The organism is Sulfurovum sp. MH2-6, assembly GCF_058374785.1.
On sequence record NZ_CM178170.1, the window covers coordinates 1,149,896 to 1,169,222 of the forward strand.

The 19,327-nt window shown below is 41.2% G+C and carries 20 protein-coding genes and 2 riboswitches; of the genes, 8 read left to right on the forward strand and 12 right to left on the reverse strand.

The genetic code is table 11. From position 1 onward, the window contains the following. Positions 1–36 precede the first annotated feature (36 nt). From AC4JOV_RS05835 to AC4JOV_RS05845, 3 genes are all read left to right on the forward strand, one after another. Positions 37–1,350, forward strand: coding sequence for a hypothetical protein (locus AC4JOV_RS05835; RefSeq protein WP_229936080.1), 1,314 nt, complete (start codon positions 37–39; stop codon positions 1,348–1,350). A gap of 449 nt (positions 1,351–1,799) precedes the next feature. Further along, the gene (locus AC4JOV_RS05840) at positions 1,800–2,900 is read left to right on the forward strand and encodes a multiheme c-type cytochrome (protein ID WP_229936079.1); all 1,101 of its coding nucleotides are present in this window, start codon (positions 1,800–1,802) and stop codon (positions 2,898–2,900) included. Between the two features lie 31 nt (positions 2,901–2,931). After that, a complete protein-coding gene (locus AC4JOV_RS05845; protein ID WP_229936078.1) occupies positions 2,932–4,137 on the forward strand; it encodes a cation:proton antiporter in 1,206 nt (401 codons plus the stop codon). 12 nt (positions 4,138–4,149) lie between these two features. Here AC4JOV_RS05845 and AC4JOV_RS05850 read toward each other — a convergent pair whose 3' ends face one another. From AC4JOV_RS05850 to AC4JOV_RS05885, 8 genes are read right to left on the reverse strand one after another with little or no spacing between them, the layout of a single operon-like run. Continuing rightward, the gene (locus tag AC4JOV_RS05850; RefSeq protein ID WP_229936077.1) at positions 4,150–4,416 is read right to left on the reverse strand and encodes a hypothetical protein; all 267 of its coding nucleotides are present in this window, start codon (positions 4,414–4,416) and stop codon (positions 4,150–4,152) included. Between the two features lie 10 nt (positions 4,417–4,426). After that, a complete protein-coding gene (gene crcB, locus AC4JOV_RS05855; RefSeq protein ID WP_229936076.1) occupies positions 4,427–4,813 on the reverse strand; it encodes a fluoride efflux transporter CrcB in 387 nt (128 codons plus the stop codon). Continuing rightward, positions 4,782–5,492 (reverse strand): lysophospholipid acyltransferase family protein, encoded by a 711-nt coding sequence (locus AC4JOV_RS05860; protein WP_491522200.1) that lies wholly within the window; start codon positions 5,490–5,492, stop codon positions 4,782–4,784. Before AC4JOV_RS05860 ends, crcB begins: the two co-directional genes overlap by 32 nt. Continuing rightward, on the reverse strand, positions 5,470–6,516 hold the full coding sequence (locus AC4JOV_RS05865) for a hypothetical protein (protein WP_229936074.1): 1,047 nt from the start codon (positions 6,514–6,516) through the stop codon (positions 5,470–5,472). Before AC4JOV_RS05865 ends, AC4JOV_RS05860 begins: the two co-directional genes overlap by 23 nt. Next, positions 6,516–7,187: a phosphoribosylformylglycinamidine synthase subunit PurQ gene (gene purQ, locus AC4JOV_RS05870; RefSeq protein ID WP_229936073.1), complete on the reverse strand. Its 672-nt coding sequence runs from the start codon at positions 7,185–7,187 to the stop codon at positions 6,516–6,518. Before purQ ends, AC4JOV_RS05865 begins: the two co-directional genes overlap by 1 nt. Further along, positions 7,187–7,426, reverse strand: a complete 240-nt coding sequence (gene purS / locus AC4JOV_RS05875) for a phosphoribosylformylglycinamidine synthase subunit PurS (RefSeq protein WP_229936072.1) — start codon at positions 7,424–7,426, stop codon at positions 7,187–7,189. The genes purQ and purS overlap by 1 nt, the downstream gene beginning before the upstream one ends. Before the next feature lie 9 nt (positions 7,427–7,435). Beyond that, positions 7,436–8,149, reverse strand: coding sequence for a phosphoribosylaminoimidazolesuccinocarboxamide synthase (gene purC / locus AC4JOV_RS05880; RefSeq protein WP_229936071.1), 714 nt, complete (start codon positions 8,147–8,149; stop codon positions 7,436–7,438). Positions 8,150–8,151: 2 nt separating this feature from the next. Further along, the gene (locus tag AC4JOV_RS05885; RefSeq protein WP_229936070.1) at positions 8,152–9,501 is read right to left on the reverse strand and encodes a S41 family peptidase; all 1,350 of its coding nucleotides are present in this window, start codon (positions 9,499–9,501) and stop codon (positions 8,152–8,154) included. Positions 9,502–9,685: 184 nt separating this feature from the next. Between AC4JOV_RS05885 and AC4JOV_RS05890 the strand changes: the two genes are divergently transcribed. Further along, positions 9,686–12,259, forward strand: a complete 2,574-nt coding sequence (locus AC4JOV_RS05890) for an ATP-dependent Clp protease ATP-binding subunit (RefSeq protein ID WP_229936069.1) — start codon at positions 9,686–9,688, stop codon at positions 12,257–12,259. 52 nt (positions 12,260–12,311) lie between these two features. Here AC4JOV_RS05890 and AC4JOV_RS05895 read toward each other — a convergent pair whose 3' ends face one another. The 4 genes from AC4JOV_RS05895 to AC4JOV_RS05910 form a co-directional block, all read right to left on the reverse strand. Beyond that, positions 12,312–13,391: a type IV pilus twitching motility protein PilT gene (locus tag AC4JOV_RS05895; protein ID WP_229936068.1), complete on the reverse strand. Its 1,080-nt coding sequence runs from the start codon at positions 13,389–13,391 to the stop codon at positions 12,312–12,314. 275 nt (positions 13,392–13,666) lie between these two features. After that, the gene (locus AC4JOV_RS05900) at positions 13,667–14,005 is read right to left on the reverse strand and encodes a hypothetical protein (RefSeq protein ID WP_229936067.1); all 339 of its coding nucleotides are present in this window, start codon (positions 14,003–14,005) and stop codon (positions 13,667–13,669) included. Positions 14,006–14,216: 211 nt separating this feature from the next. Continuing rightward, positions 14,217–14,762, reverse strand: a complete 546-nt coding sequence (locus tag AC4JOV_RS05905) for a LemA family protein (RefSeq protein WP_229936066.1) — start codon at positions 14,760–14,762, stop codon at positions 14,217–14,219. A gap of 70 nt (positions 14,763–14,832) precedes the next feature. Beyond that, the gene (locus AC4JOV_RS05910) at positions 14,833–15,396 is read right to left on the reverse strand and encodes a PAS domain-containing protein (protein WP_229936065.1); all 564 of its coding nucleotides are present in this window, start codon (positions 15,394–15,396) and stop codon (positions 14,833–14,835) included. Between the two features lie 166 nt (positions 15,397–15,562). Here AC4JOV_RS05910 and AC4JOV_RS05915 point away from each other — a divergent pair, with 166 nt between their 5' ends. From AC4JOV_RS05915 to AC4JOV_RS05930, 4 genes are all read left to right on the forward strand, one after another. Further along, entirely contained in the window at positions 15,563–16,027 is a 465-nt protein-coding gene (locus AC4JOV_RS05915) for a hypothetical protein (protein WP_229936064.1), read from the forward strand. An 11-nt stretch (positions 16,028–16,038) separates the two neighbouring features. Then, positions 16,039–16,923: a 5'-nucleotidase gene (locus AC4JOV_RS05920; protein ID WP_229936063.1), complete on the forward strand. Its 885-nt coding sequence runs from the start codon at positions 16,039–16,041 to the stop codon at positions 16,921–16,923. Positions 16,924–17,079: 156 nt separating this feature from the next. Then, a riboswitch (cyclic di-GMP riboswitch) is annotated at positions 17,080–17,154 on the forward strand. A 74-nt stretch (positions 17,155–17,228) separates the two neighbouring features. Continuing rightward, positions 17,229–17,303, forward strand: a riboswitch (cyclic di-GMP riboswitch). Between the two features lie 140 nt (positions 17,304–17,443). After that, the gene (locus AC4JOV_RS05925; protein WP_229936062.1) at positions 17,444–18,307 is read left to right on the forward strand and encodes a DUF4382 domain-containing protein; all 864 of its coding nucleotides are present in this window, start codon (positions 17,444–17,446) and stop codon (positions 18,305–18,307) included. A 153-nt stretch (positions 18,308–18,460) separates the two neighbouring features. After that, complete coding sequence (locus tag AC4JOV_RS05930; RefSeq protein WP_229936061.1) at positions 18,461–19,279, forward strand: MarC family protein; 819 nt, start codon at positions 18,461–18,463, stop codon at positions 19,277–19,279. Positions 19,280–19,327 lie beyond the last annotated feature (48 nt).

The following is a 19,327-nucleotide window of genomic DNA, read 5'->3' on the forward strand; positions in this document are numbered from 1 at the left end:
GTTTAAAATGTTATATATAAAGGGAAGAAAGTAAAAATGATTAGAAAAAAAAGCCATCAGACTGCAGTTATCAGTTTGCTGAGTCTATTTGCTTTAACAAATGAAGCAGCAGCTTTGCCAATGTTCACTACACAGACTGGTATGGATTGTACCGGATGTCACACACAACATATGCCACGGCTCAACAAATTTGGTAGAAAGTTTGTCGCATCAGGTATGACGATCAGCCAACAAGTTGCAGATATGGGAAAAACTTTTGATACGGATATCAATCCATCACTGGTGATCAAATCTAAGTATGCAAAAACATGGGATAAACCCAATGGAAAAGGTACTATCAAAGAAGATGATACGAATGATGGTGAATTCTCACTGGTAAGAATGGCTACACTCTATACAGGTGGCCGAATCACTGAAAACATCGGTGCTATGCTGAATCTTGGTTGGAGAAAAGAAGAGAAAGAGTCTATCTCCGGGAAAGTAACCTATGCGCACCCTGTAGAAGACGGATACTGGGGAGTAACAGCTTACTCGAATGCCAGTCAAGGACCATTTTCCGGTATGGAGTTCTATAATACAGGTCTCTATAAACCTTTGAGAACCTTTGATATGCGTGTTTACAGCAACGCAAATCAATCGACAAAAATTGGTGCAAAAGGTGCAACGGGTTTACAAGTTTATTATGATAAAGATAACTTTTTAAGTGATAGGGATCACTTCTTTATAACCGCAGGTATCTATACGCCTACTCAAGATAATGCACTCATAGAGATGAATGATAATATCTTACCATTTGCGAGGATAGCCTATGAACATCCTATGGGAGACTATAATGTAATAGTCGGTGCCTTTGTTATATCTGGAGGAGATACTGTTGCGGATACTGATATATTGAGTATCAAAAGAGAAACGTATGGTATCGATCTACAGGTAGAAGGTACTATTATGGATAAAGAGGCTTCATTAACCTTGACTAATGTTTTTAAAAATAAAGTGGAATTTACAGGTATCGGGGCACAAGACACAGATGATACAGAAGATATTTATAATGAATCATTCTCTGTAGAAGGAGCAGTGAGTGTCACTTCTTCTATTGTTGCTAAAGTAGCCTATATGACGTTTGATGATCATTATATCTACAAAGGTGATGGTGAAGGCGGCGGTGGTGAGCATGAACTTAAAAACGATGTAAAAGACCTTGATTATGCTATTACTGTAGGTTTGGATTATGCATTTACCGTTAAAAACAAACCGATGAAACTTGCTTTGGAGTATGCATGGATGGATCCATACTTGGATAGAGTAAAAAATTATCAGAGTTTTATGGCAACACTGACTTTACCATTCTAAACTATAATATAGCGTATGGGGCAGCCTTGATGGTTGCTCCTCTGGCATGTTATCTCTATACTTTTCTTCTTGGAGATACGTCACTCTTTTAAAGAACTGCTTTCAAACTTTTGGATGCTTGCTTATATTCTGTTGCTGAAGCGTTGGTTGTGAGAGTTTTTAGAGAAGGATCTTTGACTTTTAGCTATTGCAATGATCATTGTATCACTTTTGTTTGCATTGATAGATTACGTTCTTATCGGGTTGTATCGGTCTTTTTTGTTCATTTTTTTGGATACATTATAGAGATATTCCTGTAAGTGTTTTGGATATCTCTTGTGCAGAATTGCTGTTGTGCTATGACATTCACTATGTCACGCAAGGATAAAAAAAGAGGCAGAAAATTATAGAGCAGTTTTATACAATAACTGTATAATTCCACATTATAATTATAATAGGGGTAAATTATTATGAAACGATTGATACCAATACTATTCTTTGCAAGCGGATTATATGCTGCACATTTTGAATCGACTGAACAGTGTAAAGCGTGCCACCCTGTCATCTATGAAGAGTTTCAGACGACCCAGCATGCGAATGCATCTGTCTTTGATGATGAGATACATGCCGCAGTGTGGAAAAACCATCCCAAAAATATCAAAATGAGTTCTTATGGCTGTGCAAAGTGTCATACACCTGCAGCGGATAACTATGAGGCACTGGTAGCAAAGCACAATGGCATTGTTCCTGATAAGAGTAATGCTTCACAACGTGAGGGGATCTCCTGCGCCTACTGTCACCGTATTGAGGAGATCGAGTATCACGAGATATCCAATACCAATGTCATCTCAAAAGAGCCCAAATCCTATTTTGGTACCTTGAAGTCACATATCGATTCACCGTTCCATAAGATAAGTACAGACAGTAAACACTTTGATAACGGGAATGTCTGTATCGGGTGCCACTCGCATAAAAAGAACAAGTTCGGAACCAATGTATGTTCTACCAATATAGAGAATGAATTGGACGGAAGCAACTGCGTCAGCTGCCATATGCCTAAAGTAAAAGGCAGTGTATCTGTACTCAGGGAGACAGAGAAACATACCTTCCACGGCTTTCCTGGTACACATACCCACCGTGAGATGTTGAGTCACTATGTAGATCTCAAACTTGTTCGGAAAGAGAAGGGCTTTAAGATCATGATAGAGAACAAGAGTTCCCATGCACTCTCCCTGCACCCGATGAGGGTCATGCAGTTAAGGGTCAATCTCATCAGAGGAGCGTCCACCGAAGCACTTGAGAGTAAAAACTTCGCAAGAATCATCGGGGACAAGGGAGAACCCAGACCGCCATGGCTTGCAAAAAAAGAGGTCAGTAACAATGCGATCAAAGCGCACGAAAAAAGAGAGATAGCGTATCCGCAAACGCTTAAAAAGGGGGATATCGTAGAGATGATACTCGGATACTATCTGGTTAATCCGAAAATGCTGGAGAGCCTTGGGCTGCAGAACAGTGAAGTGGCCACCACGTTCCATCCGTATAAAAAAGTGCGTATTGAAGTAAAAGAGTAGTATTCCTCATAATTCCAGTATAATAGTTTTTATGATGGAAGTACATGCGTTTTTTTTAACCCTTTTCCTGATACTTGTATCTGCCCGCATACTGGGTGAACTCTTTGCCAGGATGGGCATCCCGGCAGTACTCGGCGAATTGAGTGCCGGTATCCTGCTTGGGGGATCTTTTCTTGAACTGATAGAGATCAATGATATTTTAAAGATCCTTGCAGAGGTTGGCATTATCCTCCTGCTGTTTGAAGTAGGACTGCATACCGATCTCAAACGTCTTAAGGCTGCGGGGAAAGAAGCAACCATCGTAGCACTCTTTGGAGTGATAGCACCTTTTATGATGGCATTTATTGTCTCTTATGCTCTCTTTAATCTCTCTGCAGAGGTCTCTCTGTTTATAAGCGGTACATTGACCGCCACCAGTATAGGCATCACACTGAGGGTACTTAAAGATATTAAGCAAGAGAATAGCAGTATGGCCCAGGTCGTGATCGGTGCAGCGGTTCTGGATGATATCATTGGTGTGATCCTGCTGGTCTTTATCTATGATTATGCGCTGCATCAGGAGGTAAGCCTCAAACATACGATGAGTGTAACGGGCTTTATTATTACCTTTTTGATCCTTGCTCCATTTCTGGCAAATCTCTTTTCATTATTGTTAAGAAAACTGGACAGATATTCAAAGGTACCGGGTTTTATACCGACATCGATCATCTCTCTGATCGTCTTTTTCGCTTACCTGGCACACCTGGCAGGTGCCCCGGAGATTTTAGGTGCCTTTTCTGCAGGTATAGCACTCTCCCGCCGCTTTATCATCCCTTTCGGCGTAGGCTTGCAAAAAGATGAGAATTTTCTGGAGAGAATTACGCAATCGATCAATCCTATCATGCACATGTTTACACCGATCTTTTTTGTGACAGTAGGGCTCTCTATGAACTTGAAAGTTATCGACTTTACATCATCGCACTTCTGGATGATGAGTTTGATGCTCTTTGTTATCGCTGTTCTTGGAAAGTACCTGGGAGCATTTTTGATCAATGGACAGAGTGTTTACTATAAATCAATGATCGGTGTATCAATGATACCAAGGGGTGAAGTAGGGCTTATCTTTGCTGAGATAGGAAGAGTCAATAATATCATCGGAAATGAGGTCTATGCAGTATTGATCTTTGTCATCGTACTCACCACTATCGTACCGCCCTTTGTCTTGAAGTGGCTATGCAAGCGTGAGTACAACGCATAATCTATGCGTATTTTATAAACCGACCATTATCTCTTGTTTCAGTTTCTCCTGGTTCAGTTTTTTGATCAGTTTGGTACTAAGCTCACCATATTTTTCTTCATCAAGATGAAGTTGTGCTATGAGATCGGCTTGCGGTATAGCATCTGCCCACCCCTGAAGCAGTTTGAGCTCTTTCTTGGTCAATCTGACCTTCAGTACTTCTCTTAGTTCTTCCTCTTCTTTAAGTGGAAGTATAAGCTTACGAATATGTTTTTCTATTTCTTCTCTCAGTGTTGTCACGATGTTGTTCCTATTTTGTAAAGTTTAAGACTAAAAAGTAACCTAATCCTGCAAGCAGGATGGTTCCAAAGAGGTTGAGTGCCATATTGGCAAAAGCATGTAGGTAGTGACCCGCTTCAAGCAAAAAGAAGCTCTCTATGGCAAAAGTAGAGTAGGTGGTCAATGCACCGAGTATTCCCGTGACTAAAAATGTTTTGATCTGCGGAGGTAAGGTACTGTTTTGATGAAAGTAGGCAAAGAGCATACCGATCAGAAGGCTACCTATCAGATTGACAGCCAGTGTACCGAGAGGAAGGGTATGGACAACATGTCTGTTGACCATACCGTTGATAAGCATTCTCAGTGTAGCACCGATGGCTCCGCCGCTAGCGACTGCAATGATGGTGATGGAACTCACGGTCTATCTCCTCTTGCATCTTCGCACGCATATCTTCAAACCACGTCTCTTCTGCCTTGCTTACATCGACAGTAGGAAGATAAGTATACTTTACCGTAGAGTTATGACAGGTCTTATCGTGTTCATTAAGCAGCCATTTGCTTCCTGTAATGACTACGGGTTGTACTCTAAGGTTCATTTTTTCTGCGATAAATTTTGTCCCAGACTTGAAAGGAAGCACCTTCTGGTGCTTTGCACGTGTTCCTTCCGGAAAGATGGCAACTTTACGGTGTTTTACTTCCAAAGACTCTTTGACATCCTTGATCATCTTGATAAGTCCTTTTTTATTGTCTCTGTCTATAGAGATCATATCACCGTTTTTAAGGAGATGCCCAAACCAGGGAGTATCAAAAAGTTCCTTTTTGGCTACCCATCTAAGGTGTCCTGTTTGTAGTGCTTCCATGCCGATAATATCTACAATTCCCTGATGGTTCATCACGATCATATCTGCATCAGGATCAGCCTCACCCACCTGCATTACCTTTCCTCCCATAAAGAAGAGAATGCTTCGGTTGAGATAGTGCATGATCATTCCCTTATGCGAACGAAAGATCGTAATCAAAGGGATCATAACTAGTCCTACAATGAAAGAGATGACAAAAGCACCCCAGTAAAATCTAATTTTCGCAAAGATCTTCATCTTTTACCCATCCTATGATTCCTTGTTTTGTCTCAACTTTGAGGTACTCGTCTCTTTCACCCAGTAGCGGTGCTTCCAGTTTTTCTTCCAGATAGGTACTGACCGTACTGGTATGAGTCGGCAGGATATAGAGCGGTGCTCCCTGTTTGATACATATCTTTTTATGTGGGATGTAGAGTGTGAGCAGGGTAATCAATGAGATAACACCCAGTACAAGGAAAAAGAAATCTCTTTTAACAAGGAACATCACAAACATAAAAATCGTCAGTACGCCCAGCGTAAATCTTTTGATCTGTTCAAAACTGTCCTCTTTCGGGTTGAGTTCAGCATGTGTCGCTATCGAAGCATCTTTGACATCTATAGGTACCTGTATCGTTGCATATTGATGTTGAATGGTATTAAAGTAGGTAAACTTCAGTTCTTTTTGGTCTGTAGGTACAATCGCAAAGAAGTCCCCATAGACTTTCGCATTGTCACGTTTTACCTCCTCAATACCGCTCTCTTCAACAATACTCAGCTTCATATCTTCAAGGTTGGCTTCATTTGCCTCTATATTGAGTGTCACGATATGATTGGTCTCATCATAATTGGAGACTTGGAAGTTCTTGATCTTCATATCTGCAGCGATCACACCGCAGAAGTCTTCTCTCGTTTCCAGGTCCGCAAGCGGTACAAAACCTGAAGGAAGTTCCGTATAGTCGGTTTCAGTTGTGATGCGCAATGCAGGGATACGTAATCCTCGGTCTTGTGCCTTGAAGTAAAAGGTATAGAAACTGTCATTGTTGTTTTTGATGACAAGAGGTGTCTTGGCTAATGGTTGAATACCACTGCTTGGATCAAAGGTAAAATCAGGCATCTGGTTTTGTTTACTGTCAATACCGATCACGGTAACAGGAAAAACCTGGTTTTTGTAGATTTTTTTTGGGAAGTAGCTGTATTTGTATACGCTCTCTGCACTAAGCTGTATACTTAAAGCAAAGAACAGACCTGTGATGAGTGCCAAAGAGCGTAAAAGGTATAGCATTACGCTTCAAACCCTTTAAGCATCTTGAGGCCGTCTTCTGAACCAAGGATCGCTTCCATCGCACGTTCAGGGTGTGGCATAAGACCGAAGACATTTTTTGTTTCGTTACATACACCGGCAATTGATGTGACTGAACCGTTGACTACCACACGGTTACCTTCGGCATCGGAGTAACGAAGAAGGACCTGACCATTCTCTTCCATTTTGGCAAGTTTCTCATCATCGATATAGTAGTTTCCGTCGGCATGAGCAATAGGAATATTCAGTACTTCACCTTCCTCACACTGGTTTAAAAATGCATTATCAGTGCTTACAACAGAGAGGTTCTGGTGTTTTGAGATAAAGTGCAGGTTATTGTTACGCTTTAGTGCCCCCGGAAGCAATCCTGCTTCCGTCAAAATCTGAAATCCGTTACAGATTCCAAGGACTTTACCGCCATTGTCTGCATAGGCTTTCACTGCTTTCATGACAGGAGCAAATCTTGCGATGGAACCTGATCTGAGATAGTCACCGTAACTAAATCCCCCAGGTACTACGATAAGATCGATGCCTTCAGGGATAGTCGTCTCTTCATGCCATACAAGCTCAGTCTGGTGACCAAGCTTTTCAAACGCATACTGTGTATCAAACTCACAGTTTGTTCCAGGAAATCTAAGGACTGCTACTTTCATTATGCGATCTCTATCGTGTAATCTTCAATGACTGTATTTGCAAGAAGTGTCTCAGACATCTCTTTGACTTTTGCTTCTGCCTCAGCTTTATCTGATGCGTCAATATCCAAAATAATTTGTTTTCCGATACGCACCCCTTTCACTCCGTCAAATCCAAGTGAATCAAGTGCATGGTGAGCTGCCTTTCCCTGTGGGTCAAGAACACCTTCTTTTAGAAATACGTTTACGATTACTTTCATCTATTATCCTTATCTGTTTTGAATTCTTTCTAGTACTTGTCTGTAAGCCTCTGTAAGACCGCCTAATCCTTGTCTAAATCTGTCTTTATCAAGTTTTTCCTGTGTCTTGCTGTCCCATAGTCTAAAGTTATCCGGGCTAAGCTCATCTATGAGAATGATATTACCGTTTTTGTCTCTACCAAACTCCAGTTTGAAGTCCACTACCGTGATATCAAGCTCCGCATAGAATGCACTCAAAATGCTATTGATACGTCTCGCCATATAGCGGATATAGTCAAGTTCATCTGTCCCCTTAACGAGATTGAGGATCAGACAGTGCTGATCGTTCAACTTCGGATCACCAAGTGCATCGTTTTTGTAGTCAAACTCTACCAGTGTGAAGGGAAGGACGGTCTTGTCTTCGATACCGAGATTTCTGCTAAGGCTTCCTGTAGCAATATTACGTACGATCACTTCGATCAGGATAACATCTGCTTTTTTATGAAGCATATTGTTCTCATCGATAGTCTCAACATAGTGCGTAGGAATACCTTTTTCGTTAAGATATTTAAAAAGTTCTGTCGAGATCGCGTTGTTCAACGCTCCCTTTCCCTCTTCACTTGATTTCATTTCACCGTTAAATGCGGTCAAAGAATCCTTGAATTCAGAGATGAGAAGATCCGGGTCTTCCGTACACCATACCTTTTTTGCTTTACCTTCGTAGAGCAGTTCAGTTTTTGTCATTTCTACTTTCCTTTATGTGTGATGATTAATGCTTTTAGGATATCCACGGCACTTTTAAGCTGAGCATCTTCGTAAAGCTGTGCTTCAGTGATAAGGGTGTCATCCACCTCGGAATCATTATTGTCTTTGTTTGTTGTTAACGTTTCTTTACTTTTTTTCGTGCTGTTTCCGTTGATCTTTTCAAGCTCATTTTCCAAGTGTTTTTTGAGCTCCTTCTCTTTAAGAAGCATTGGGTCTTCCATATACTCTATCTTCCCGAGGTGTACAGTAATATCCGGTGTTACACCTTCTGCCTGGATCGTTCGGCCGCTCGGAAGATAGTATCTGGCTACAGTGAGTTTGACCGCTTCATCTTTGCTTATCGGCATGACTACTTGTACAGAACCCTTACCGAAAGTTTTTTCACCCACAACGATCGCTCTCTTAAAGTCCTGCAGTGCACCCGAAACGATCTCCGATGCAGATGCTGATCCCCCGTTCACGAGTATGACGATAGGTGTCTTGGTATCACTGTTTTTCTTTGTCGCTTTATACTCTATGTTTTCAAGTGATGCGCGTCCTTTTTGTGAAACGATCACACCTTTTTCAACAAAAAGGTCGACAAGGTCTACTGCCTGGTCAAGCAGTCCGCCGGGGTTATTACGGAGATCAAGTAGAATACCCTGGGTATCTTTATGCTCTTTGATCGCTTTTTTGACTCCCTCAACTACCTTCTGATCAAATGATGTGACATGAAGATAGAGCAGGTTATTCTCTATAGATTTTGCATAGACCGACTGTATCTTGATGATATCTCTCGTGATCTTGATCTCAAGAGGTTTTGGCTCTTTTTTTCTGATGACAGTCAGTGTCACATCGGTACCCGGCTTTCCTCTCATCAGTTTTACCGACTCGTCTATATCCATACCGATCGTTGCTTTATCCTCGATCTTAAGGATGATATCACCTGCCTTCATCCCCGCTTTATCAGCAGGTGTTCCTTCGATCGGAGCGATGACGGTCAGGGCACCGTCTTTCATGCCTATAGAGACACCCAGTCCGCCGAACTCACCTTTGGTCTGGACATTAAGGTCTTTATAGGCTTTCGTGTCCATAAATGTGGAGTGTGCATCGAGATTGTTCAACATCCCCTTGAGTGCTTTGTCTACGAGGGCAGTTGTGTTGACTTCATCGACGTATTGTGTCTCTATGACATTGAGAATCTGTGTGAACTTGAGATAAGCTTCGAGCTTTTCTTTTGCAGAGGATTGTTTAGGGGTGATCTCTGCATGAGCAAATCCTCCCATAAAATAACTACCGACAAGGGTAGAAAGAAGTCCGGCTGCAATGACTTTTTTACTTTTTTGTATCATAATAGTAGTGTGTTCCTGCGCAAAGAATTAAGTGTAATATTTTATTCAAAAATCACTTGAATATCGGTTAACCTTTTGTTATATCTACCAAAAATAGTTTTTAATTAAATGACTAAATAAACTTGACAATAAGTGACTAAAGTTTGTATAATTTAAAGATATTTGCGTAAGAGGAGTATATATAATGAGTATTTTAGAAAAACTAACCAATCAAATGCAGAGTACGATCGAGTCAGGTGTCTCTTTGGCACTGCACAATAAAAATCAGGAAGTAGAACCTATCCATATGATATGGGCGCTTTTAACGAACACACAATCCATATTACATCAAGCGCTGAATAAGATGAATGTAGATAAGGCAGCGATTGAACTTGAAGCAAAAAGTCAGTCAGGTAAGCTGCCGACCGTATCGAGTGTAACAAAAGAAAATATCAAGCTTGGGGCTAATCTCGTGCGTTCACTGCAGAACGCTGAAGGTGCGATGGCCGCACAAGGTGACCAGTACCTTGCGGTAGATACCTGGTTGATGGCCAATGCGGATGAGAGTTTTATCAGGGATGTTGTAGGTAAATACCTTGATATCTCAGAGTTTAAAAAGACGTTAGAGTCAATCCGCGGAGGTAAGAGTATCGATTCTCAAAGCGGAGATGAGACACTTGAAGCGTTGGCACAATATGGTATAGATCTCAACCAGAAAGCATTGGATGGTGCGCTTGATCCGGTCATCGGCCGTGATGAAGAGGTGCAGCGTATGATGCAGATCCTGATCCGTAAAACCAAGAACAATCCTATCCTGATCGGTGAACCGGGAACTGGTAAAACTGCGATCGTTGAAGGTCTGGCACAGCGTATTGTCAACAAAGAGGTACCGTTGAGTCTTCAAAATATGCGTGTGATCAGTCTGGATATGAGCAGACTGATCGCGGGTGCAAAATACCGTGGAGAATTTGAAGACAGACTCAAAGCTGTCGTTGATGAAGTAAAAGAGGCAGCAAACATTATCCTCTTTATCGATGAGATCCATACGATTGTCGGGGCTGGGGCAAGTGAAGGGAGTATGGATGCGGCAAATATCCTTAAGCCGGCACTGGCGCGTGGAGAGCTGCATACGATCGGTGCGACTACACTCAAAGAGTATAGAAAGTATTTTGAAAAAGATGCCGCACTTCAGAGACGTTTCCAGCCGGTCAAAGTAGATGAACCCTCTATCAATGAAGCGTTGCAGATACTGAGAGGGATCAAGGACAAACTTGAAGCACACCACAATGTAACGATCACAGATTCGGCACTGGTTGCTTCTGCCAAGCTCTCAGACCGTTATATCACTGACAGGTTTTTGCCCGATAAAGCGATCGACCTGATCGATGAAGCGGCTGCAGAACTGAAGATGCAGATCGAGAGTGAACCGACGGAACTGGCAAAAGCAAAAAGAGAGATCTCAACGCTTCAGGTGGAAAAAGAGGCGCTCAAGATGGAGGAGAGCGAGAAGAACACTGCGCGTCTTGAAGAGATAGAGAAAGAGCTGGCTGATCTGGAAGAGCACAAGACAACACTGCAGAACCAGTTTGACAATGAAAAACAGACCTTTAATGATATTGCAGAGGTGAAGAGTCAGATCGATGTACTCAAAACACAGGCAGAGGCACTCAAGCGTGAAGGTGACTTCTCTAAGGTCGCCGAGATCGAGCATGGGCAGATCCCGGCACAAAGACAGAACTTAACTGCCCTTGAAGAGAAGTGGACTAACATGATGAAAGAGGGGACACTGCTTAAAAACTCGGTGGATGAAGAGATGATTGCAAGCATCGTGAGCCGCTGGACAGGTATCCCGGTCAATAAAATGCTTCAAACCGAGAAAGAGAAGATCCTCCATATCGAAGAGGTACTCAAACAGGAAGTTGTGGGACAGGATGAAGCACTCAAAGCTGTAGCAAGAGCGATCAAGCGTAATAAAGCAGGACTAAGTGATGTCAACCGGCCGATCGGTAGTTTTATGTTCCTTGGACCGACAGGGGTCGGTAAGACACAAGTGGCAAAAACGTTGGCAAAGTTCCTCTTTGACAGTGAAAAGGCGCTTATCCGTATCGATATGAGTGAGTATATGGAGAAACATGCAGCCTCTCGTCTGGTCGGTGCGCCTCCGGGGTATGTAGGATATGAAGAGGGCGGACAGCTGACCGAAGCGGTACGCCGCAAGCCTTATTCGGTTGTACTCTTTGATGAGATAGAGAAGGCGCATCCGGATGTTTTCAATACACTCTTGCAGGTTCTGGATGACGGACGTTTGACGGATAACAAGGGGGTGACGATCGACTTTAAGAATACGATCATCATTATGACCTCAAATATCGCTTCGGATAAGATCATGACGATCAGTGACCCTGAGCAGCGTAGAGAGGCCGTATTGGGAGAACTCAAGCTGCACTTTAAGCCTGAGTTCCTGAATCGTTTGGATGATCAGGTGATCTTCAACCCGCTTGATCTCAATGCGATTACGAGTATCGTTGATATCCTCTTTAAGTCAATTCAGGCAAAACTTGCAGAGCGGGATATTACGATTTCACTGACCGGGAATGCCAAAGCGTATATTGCCGAAGCGGGATTTGATCCTGTCTATGGTGCGAGACCGCTGAAACGTGCCCTTTATGAAGTGGTGGAAGACAGATTGGCTGAACTGATCTTGGAAGACAGAGTGGTAGAAGGAAGTTCGGTGGAATTTGATGTACAAAACGGGGAAGTGGTAGTTCATATATCCTAATATAGAGAGCAGGGCAACTGCTCTGCTTCTCCTCTGCTAAAAGATAATAGCATTATACCTTTGCGATCTCGATACCTTGGAGTTTGAGCTTCATATCGCTCATGATCGTTGCATTTTCGAGTGCAGTCTTTTCTGTGATAATGCCTTCTTGATAAAGTTCCAGCAGTGCCTGGTCAAATGACTGAGAGCCATAGACCTGTTTCCCTTCCTCAATCGCATCCAGAATCTCTTTATCTCTTCCTTCGGCGATCAGCGTAGCAACACGGGTAGTGTTTTTCATCACCTCTACAGCGACTACACGCCCCCCGTCTTTACGTTTTACAAGACGTTGGGAGACAATCCCTTCAAGCACGGAGGAGAGTGTCATACGGATACGGTTTTGATCATTAGTCGGGAAGATGTTGATCAGACGGTTGAGTGTCTCTTTGGCATCTAATGTGTGCAGTGTGGAGAAGACCAGGTGTCCTGTACTTGCTGCATGAAGCGCTGTCTCCAAACTCTCCAAGTCACGTATCTCCCCTACAAAAATGACATCCGGGTCTTCTCTGAGTACTGATTTGAACGCATGTTTATAAGAGAGTGTATTATCTCCTACCCCTCTTTGGGAGATCAATGATTTTTTATCATGGTGTATAAACTCTATAGGATCTTCTATGGTTACAATATGCTTTTTTTGCGTGCTGTTGATCCTGTCGATCATTGTAGCAATGGTGGTAGATTTACCGGATCCGGTTACACCGGTTACAAGGATGAGTCCGCGGGGAGTATCTGCAAGCTCTTTCAGGACTTCGGGAAGTCTCAGCTCTTCAAACGAGAGGATTTCCATTGGAATGAGACGGAAAACGATGCTCATCCCGTCAATATGATAGAAAAAGTTGACACGGAAGTGGCTCTCTTCATCAAATGTATAGTTTAGATCAAGTTCTTTGGTCTCTTGTAACGTTTTAAAATTTTCTTCTGAGAGGATAGATCTTGCGATATTTTCTATATCTTCAACGGTACATATTTTTGTATCTAAGCTTAAGAGTTCACCATCTTTTCTGAAGTGGACTTTTGAACCGGATTTCAGGTGGAGATCACTGCCATGATTGTCAATTAAAAATCTGAGATATTGATCTAAATTTGTTTTCATCTTTTCATCCTTCCATACTGCATTCATCTAATGATAGCTTATATAGAAAGAATTTGCAATAGTCTGCAAAATGAAAAGGTAGGGAGATTACGATCTTAAGTATCGAATTATGGTTTTGTTACGTTGGTAGTCGTCTCAATAACATTTTTTAAAAGGAGGAAGAATAAAAAGTCTTCGATACCTAAGATGTACGAAAATTATAACAATTTAAGATAAAATTTGTCTTAATTAAAATAACTTTTTTTGATTTTTTTTATAATTTATTGAAATTTATTTTAGATAAGCCAGTGTGAAAGGTTGAATATGTCCCTATTTACAGGCATTGCACGCCATCCGTTGGCTTCAAGGTACATCATCTTATCGCCGAAATATCCTACGATATACTGCTCTTTATAGATAGCAAATGCACCGATGGAAAAGGTTTCAAAGATCTTTTCAAAGTTACTTGGCAGTTCATAATGATAAAAATCCATACTGTGAAGTGCAATGATCGCGCTGTGAAGGTAATCATTGTTTAACATTTTACTGCTGACATTGTAGTAGCCGGGGTAGGTGATCTGTGGAGATTCCAGTAGATCATTAACGTAAAGTTTTTCTTTTTTATTTCTATACATAACCGGAAGTATAAATGAAAAAATACAAACAGGGCTAAAATATTTCAAATTGACATATTAAATCAGGTTTTGATCACTGTTTACAGTGATAGATGAGAGTTGGTTGGATTGAGCATTTACTGCTCTGTTCAATGGTGATAGCTATGTTTCTGCATATAAAGTAAAACACCCCGGTAAACGCAGGGTGATTACATAAAACCGTTGCAGGGTTCTAGAGATCTATTTTAGGCATTTTTTTCACTGCCTCTGCTTCACTTTCATCCAGTTCAAAATAGTCACGTTCTGTGAAGTTGAATTTTTGAGCGATATAAAGATCGGGGAATGAGTGTACTTTGGTATTGTAGTCACGTACAATAGCATTGTAGTAGCGTCTGGCATTCTGTATCGTATCTTCTATCTGGCTCAGCTGGCTTTGGAGCTCAAGGAAGTTGGTGTTTGCTTTAAGATCCGGGTATGCTTCTGCCAGAGCAAAGAGTCTGCCTAAAGTCCCTGTGAGCATATTCGCCGCAGCAGCCTTCTCTTCCATACTTCTTGCATCAAGTCCCTGTTGTCTGGCCTGAATGACTTTTTCAAGCGTTTCCGCCTCATACTCTTTGTATCCCCGGACCGTATCAACCAATGCAGGGATAAGATTATAACGTCGCTTGAGCTGTACATCGATATCTGACCATGCAGCATTGATACCAGCTCTAAGAGAGATAAATTTGTTGTAGATGATAATGAGATAAACACCTACAACCGCTATTATAAGTAACACAATATTCCCGAAACTCATTCTACCCTCCTGTATATAGTGTAACTTATTGTACTATCTCTTAGCTTTTTTCTTAACCAAAAAGCTTTTTCATGGCTGTAAAGAAGACTTTGAAAAGTCCTTTATTACCAACCAGGTCATTGATATACTCATCATAGGACACTCCTTTCTCTTCGAGGAAACCTACGAGATACTTCTCTGCACCCTCCATACCTGACTGTGCCTCGATCTCAAGCAGTTTATCGTAAAGGGGTTCGATTTTTTTGATCACATCGTTAGATGCAGCTTTTCTAAAGGCAGTATACCCGGTGATCTGATTGGTGAGTTTATCCTTTTTGGACTCAAACTCCGTGATGACCCAGTAGTATCTTCCGTCCTTTGCCAAGTTTTTTACAACAGCCATAATAGGTTGTCCATTTTGTATACGGTCCCACATTACTTTAAAGATCACTCTAGGCATATCTGGGTGACGAATCATATTGTGAGGTTGACCGATCAGTTCGGCTTCTTTATATCCGGAGATCTCTACAAAGTAGTCATTACCATAGGTGATCACACCTCTTGGGTCGGTTTTACTTACGATATATCTTTTCGGATCTAGCATGATCTGTTCATTTTTCGGGGTAGGGCTATGCATCTGTTTTTCCTTCTAAAATTAGCTGTTTTTGAGAAGCGCATTATACTTGAAAGTTATTTAAGTTAAACAATATGAATTATTAAATTTTGTTATTTAACAAAATTCATGCTGCCTGGTGGACTATTTATGATAAAATTTCATCAAGATGATTCTCAGGAGGAATGTTATGGGCAATAAAGATGCGTTTATCAATGAACTGAAAGAGTTCAATGTACATCATGATCACAGATTAAGAGTGATGGAGAATGCAGTGAAGGGTTTACTGCCGGAAGAAGAGGCCTGTGTGAAGCTTTTTGATTGTCCGATCCACAAATGGATGGCAGAGAGAAAACCCCTGCTTAACAAACTCTATGGTAGTGAGAATATTAGAGTCCTGGAGGCACGTCATGCAGAGTGGCATGAACAAAGTGACAAAATATGTGGGATACTTTCGTCAAAAAATGAGAATAAAGGCGGATTGCTGGGTAAGGTGTTTGGAAAAAAACAGGAGATGAACGAAGGCGAGCTGGATAAGGCTATGTCTTATGTGGCTGATTTAAAAGAACTTACCAATACGATCGATTCTACCTTTGGGCGCATGATCAAAAGAGCCAATGCGATTCAGAACGATATGTTCGAAAAGAACGAATAAAAGTGTAAATAATGGCCTATGATCTAAAAGATAAATTGGTGATTGCGATCTCTTCAAGAGCACTGTTTGATCTTGAAAAAGAGAATCGTATCTTTGATGAAGAGGGCCTTGAAGCCTACTATGATTATCAGCTGAAGCATGAAGAGACTCCCTTGGAAGTGGGTACGGCATTCCGTTTTGTCAAAAACCTGCTGGCGATCAATAAAAGTTTTGATGACAAGTTGATCGAAGTGATCATCCTCTCAAGAAATAATGCTGCTACCGGACTTCGTATCGGGCGTTCTATCGCACACTATCAACTGGAGATAGAACGCAGCGGCTGGACAGCGGGAACCTCAGTCGCCAAATATCTTGATGCATTTAAGGTCGACCTTTTCCTCTCTGCGCATCCTGCGGATGTGCAGGATGCGATCAATGCAGATGTCGCTGCCGCAACGATACTTCCTCACAAACCAACGGTCGATGTTGAATCGGATATGGTAAAGATCGCTTTTGACGGAGATGCTGTGATCTTCGGTGACGAGAGTGAGAGAATCTATCAGGAGAAAGGTCTGGAAGCCTTCCTCGCACATGAACGTGATAATGCTAAAAATCCACTGAGTAAAGGTCCCTTCTTCAAGTTTCTGAAGGTCATCTCGGATATCCAGGATAGATTTCCGATGGAGAAGTCTCCGATCCGTACGGCACTGGTCACTGCACGTAACTTCTCCACCCATGAGAGGGTGCTTCGTACACTTGATGCCTGGGGTGTACGTGTCGATGAAGCGTTTTTTCAGGGAGGGGTACAGAAGTATGAAGTGATCAAGGCGTTCGGCGCGGATATCTTTTTTGATGACCAGGATACACACTTGAAGTATACGGCAAAGGATACCCCCCTCGGCAAAAGTTCCCTATAGGTGTTAACCGGACACCTACTCAAGAAGTTTCAGTCAGGAAGTCAATTTATATATAAAATAATATGAATTTATTTTTATTTTACATTTGCTTTATTAAACCTTAAGAATAATACCCCTATAATTAAAACGTTATTAAATATTTGAGTTTTTAAATATTATTTGTTGTGCCAAACTTGTTGTGAAGCAAGGACGGAAAGCCACGGGTCTCCAGCAGACAGCCGGGTTGCCAAATACTTCTTGAGGAAGAGAGTATTCTTTCGTTTTTTGTTTTCTCCTGTTTTCCATTTCACATTTAGTATTTATTCAGTTTGTTGTGCCAAACTTGTTGCGAAACAAGGACGGAAAGCCACGGGTCTCCAGCAGACAGCCGGGTTGCCAAAGTGAATTTTACGCTTCGTTTGTACAACAAAAAAAGCCCTCTTTATTGTGAGTAAGCTATCTACTTCCTTATAGAAGCACGATATGGTTTACGTTGAGACAATTCAGATGGTATGTAAATTTGTTATAAAGGAAATAGGGAATGAAACAACTTATAGCTGCTTTAGGCTTATCTTTAAGTGTGATACTCTCTGGATGTGGAGGAGGTAGTACCTCAGATTCGGATATGGCGACAGTTACAATGAGCGTGACTGATGCACCTGTCGATGATGAAAATGTTTTGGGTGTCTATGTGACATTTATCGGTCTTCAATATCAATATGCTGACAGCAATGAGAGCTGGAAAGAGGTAGATTTCAACGAAACTACGATTGATCTTTTGAGCCTTCAGGACGGAAACACGTCAATGCTTAACAAAGTTGAGCTTCCGGCTGGTGTGATCGATCATGTACGTTTCAAGCTTGATACAGAAAAATGTTATGTAGAGACACTTGGCGGAAGAGCATATATGAAGGTTCCAAGCGGTGATCAAACAGGTTTCAAAGCGATCGGTAGCTTTACGATCCCGGCAGGTGGTACTGTAAATGTGACAGCAGACTTTGATCTTAGAAAATCTGTCAATATGAATGCAAACGGATATAGCTTGAGACCAACAATCAAGATCGTTGACAATATCCAGGTTGGAGAGATCAACGGTACAGTAACTGCAGATATCAATGAAACTTCTCAGGCAATTCTTTATGCCTATGCAAATGATACGTGGGATGACAATGAAACAAATGCCACAAACAACTTCTCAAATGCTGTACTTAGTACAGATGCGACTGATGGTGACTTCACCTTGCCTTGGTTGACGACTGGTACATATGACCTTGTATTGGTAGAAAACAATGTTAACGGTGAGTTTGAAACTGTTCTAGGCTTTATCAATAATGTTGGTGTAGAAGCGGATACAACAACAACGATAGATATCAATGATACAACACTAGAACCATATCTCCTATAGTCATTAATTTTTTGAATATCTCCTTATCCTCCTCTTTTGAGGGGGAGTTTTTCTTACTTACTTTACGTATTTCAATTCTCTATCTTTACCTGATACTTTTACTTATAGTAAACTGATGGCATTTTTTGATGTATATTACAGTGCGATCTAAGTATGGCATGGGTAACAGTATTTTGGATCCCTAAGCATATCGAAGTACTTTACGGCGTATCCTTTTCAAAGGCTACTATCTGTACCGTAACAGATAGGGTAGCAGATATCGGGTTTATACACTTCATTTGGCTACCGATTAAAAAGCGAATACTATATATTTTTTTCGATAAATTATGCTATATTCCTGAAATGGAAAATTTTTTTGCCGAATGTCTCAAACATACCATTTCTTTTTTCGCAATAATTGATCCGATTGGTGTGAGTGCAGTGATGCTTTCACTTTTAGGGGAAAATATAAATAAACAAACTATTTCTATGGTCTCCAGACGAGTAAGTATTACGATAGTGATAGCATTTTTTGTCGTACTTATAAGTGGTAATTTTATCCTCAACCTTTTTCATATCGATACAAATTCTATAAAGGTCATTGGTGGAATAGTATTGGTTTTAACAGCCCTGGCGATGATCCAATCTGATCAAGATTCAATGAATCAGAAACTGACGAATGGAAAGCGCAATTTAGAGTTGGCAATAATTCCTATTGCAATTCCTATAACATTTGGACCCGGTATCTTTTCAGCTATTATTATCGTCAGAGATCAGGTACAAAACATGGGCCAACTTCTTGCAATAGTCGCTGCATTTTTAGTCAATGCTTTGATTGTTTATATCGTTTTTAAAAATTCTATTCATATAAAATCTTATCTTGGGGAGACAGGTCAAAGCATTATTACAAAACTTATGGGCTTGATAGTTGGAGCGATCGCCGTACAATTTATAATATCAGGAAGTGTCGCACTTGTTAAGAGTTACCTGTAACATGGTTAAATGTCATTTTAAACCATGGGCCGATTCTGCTACTGCAAA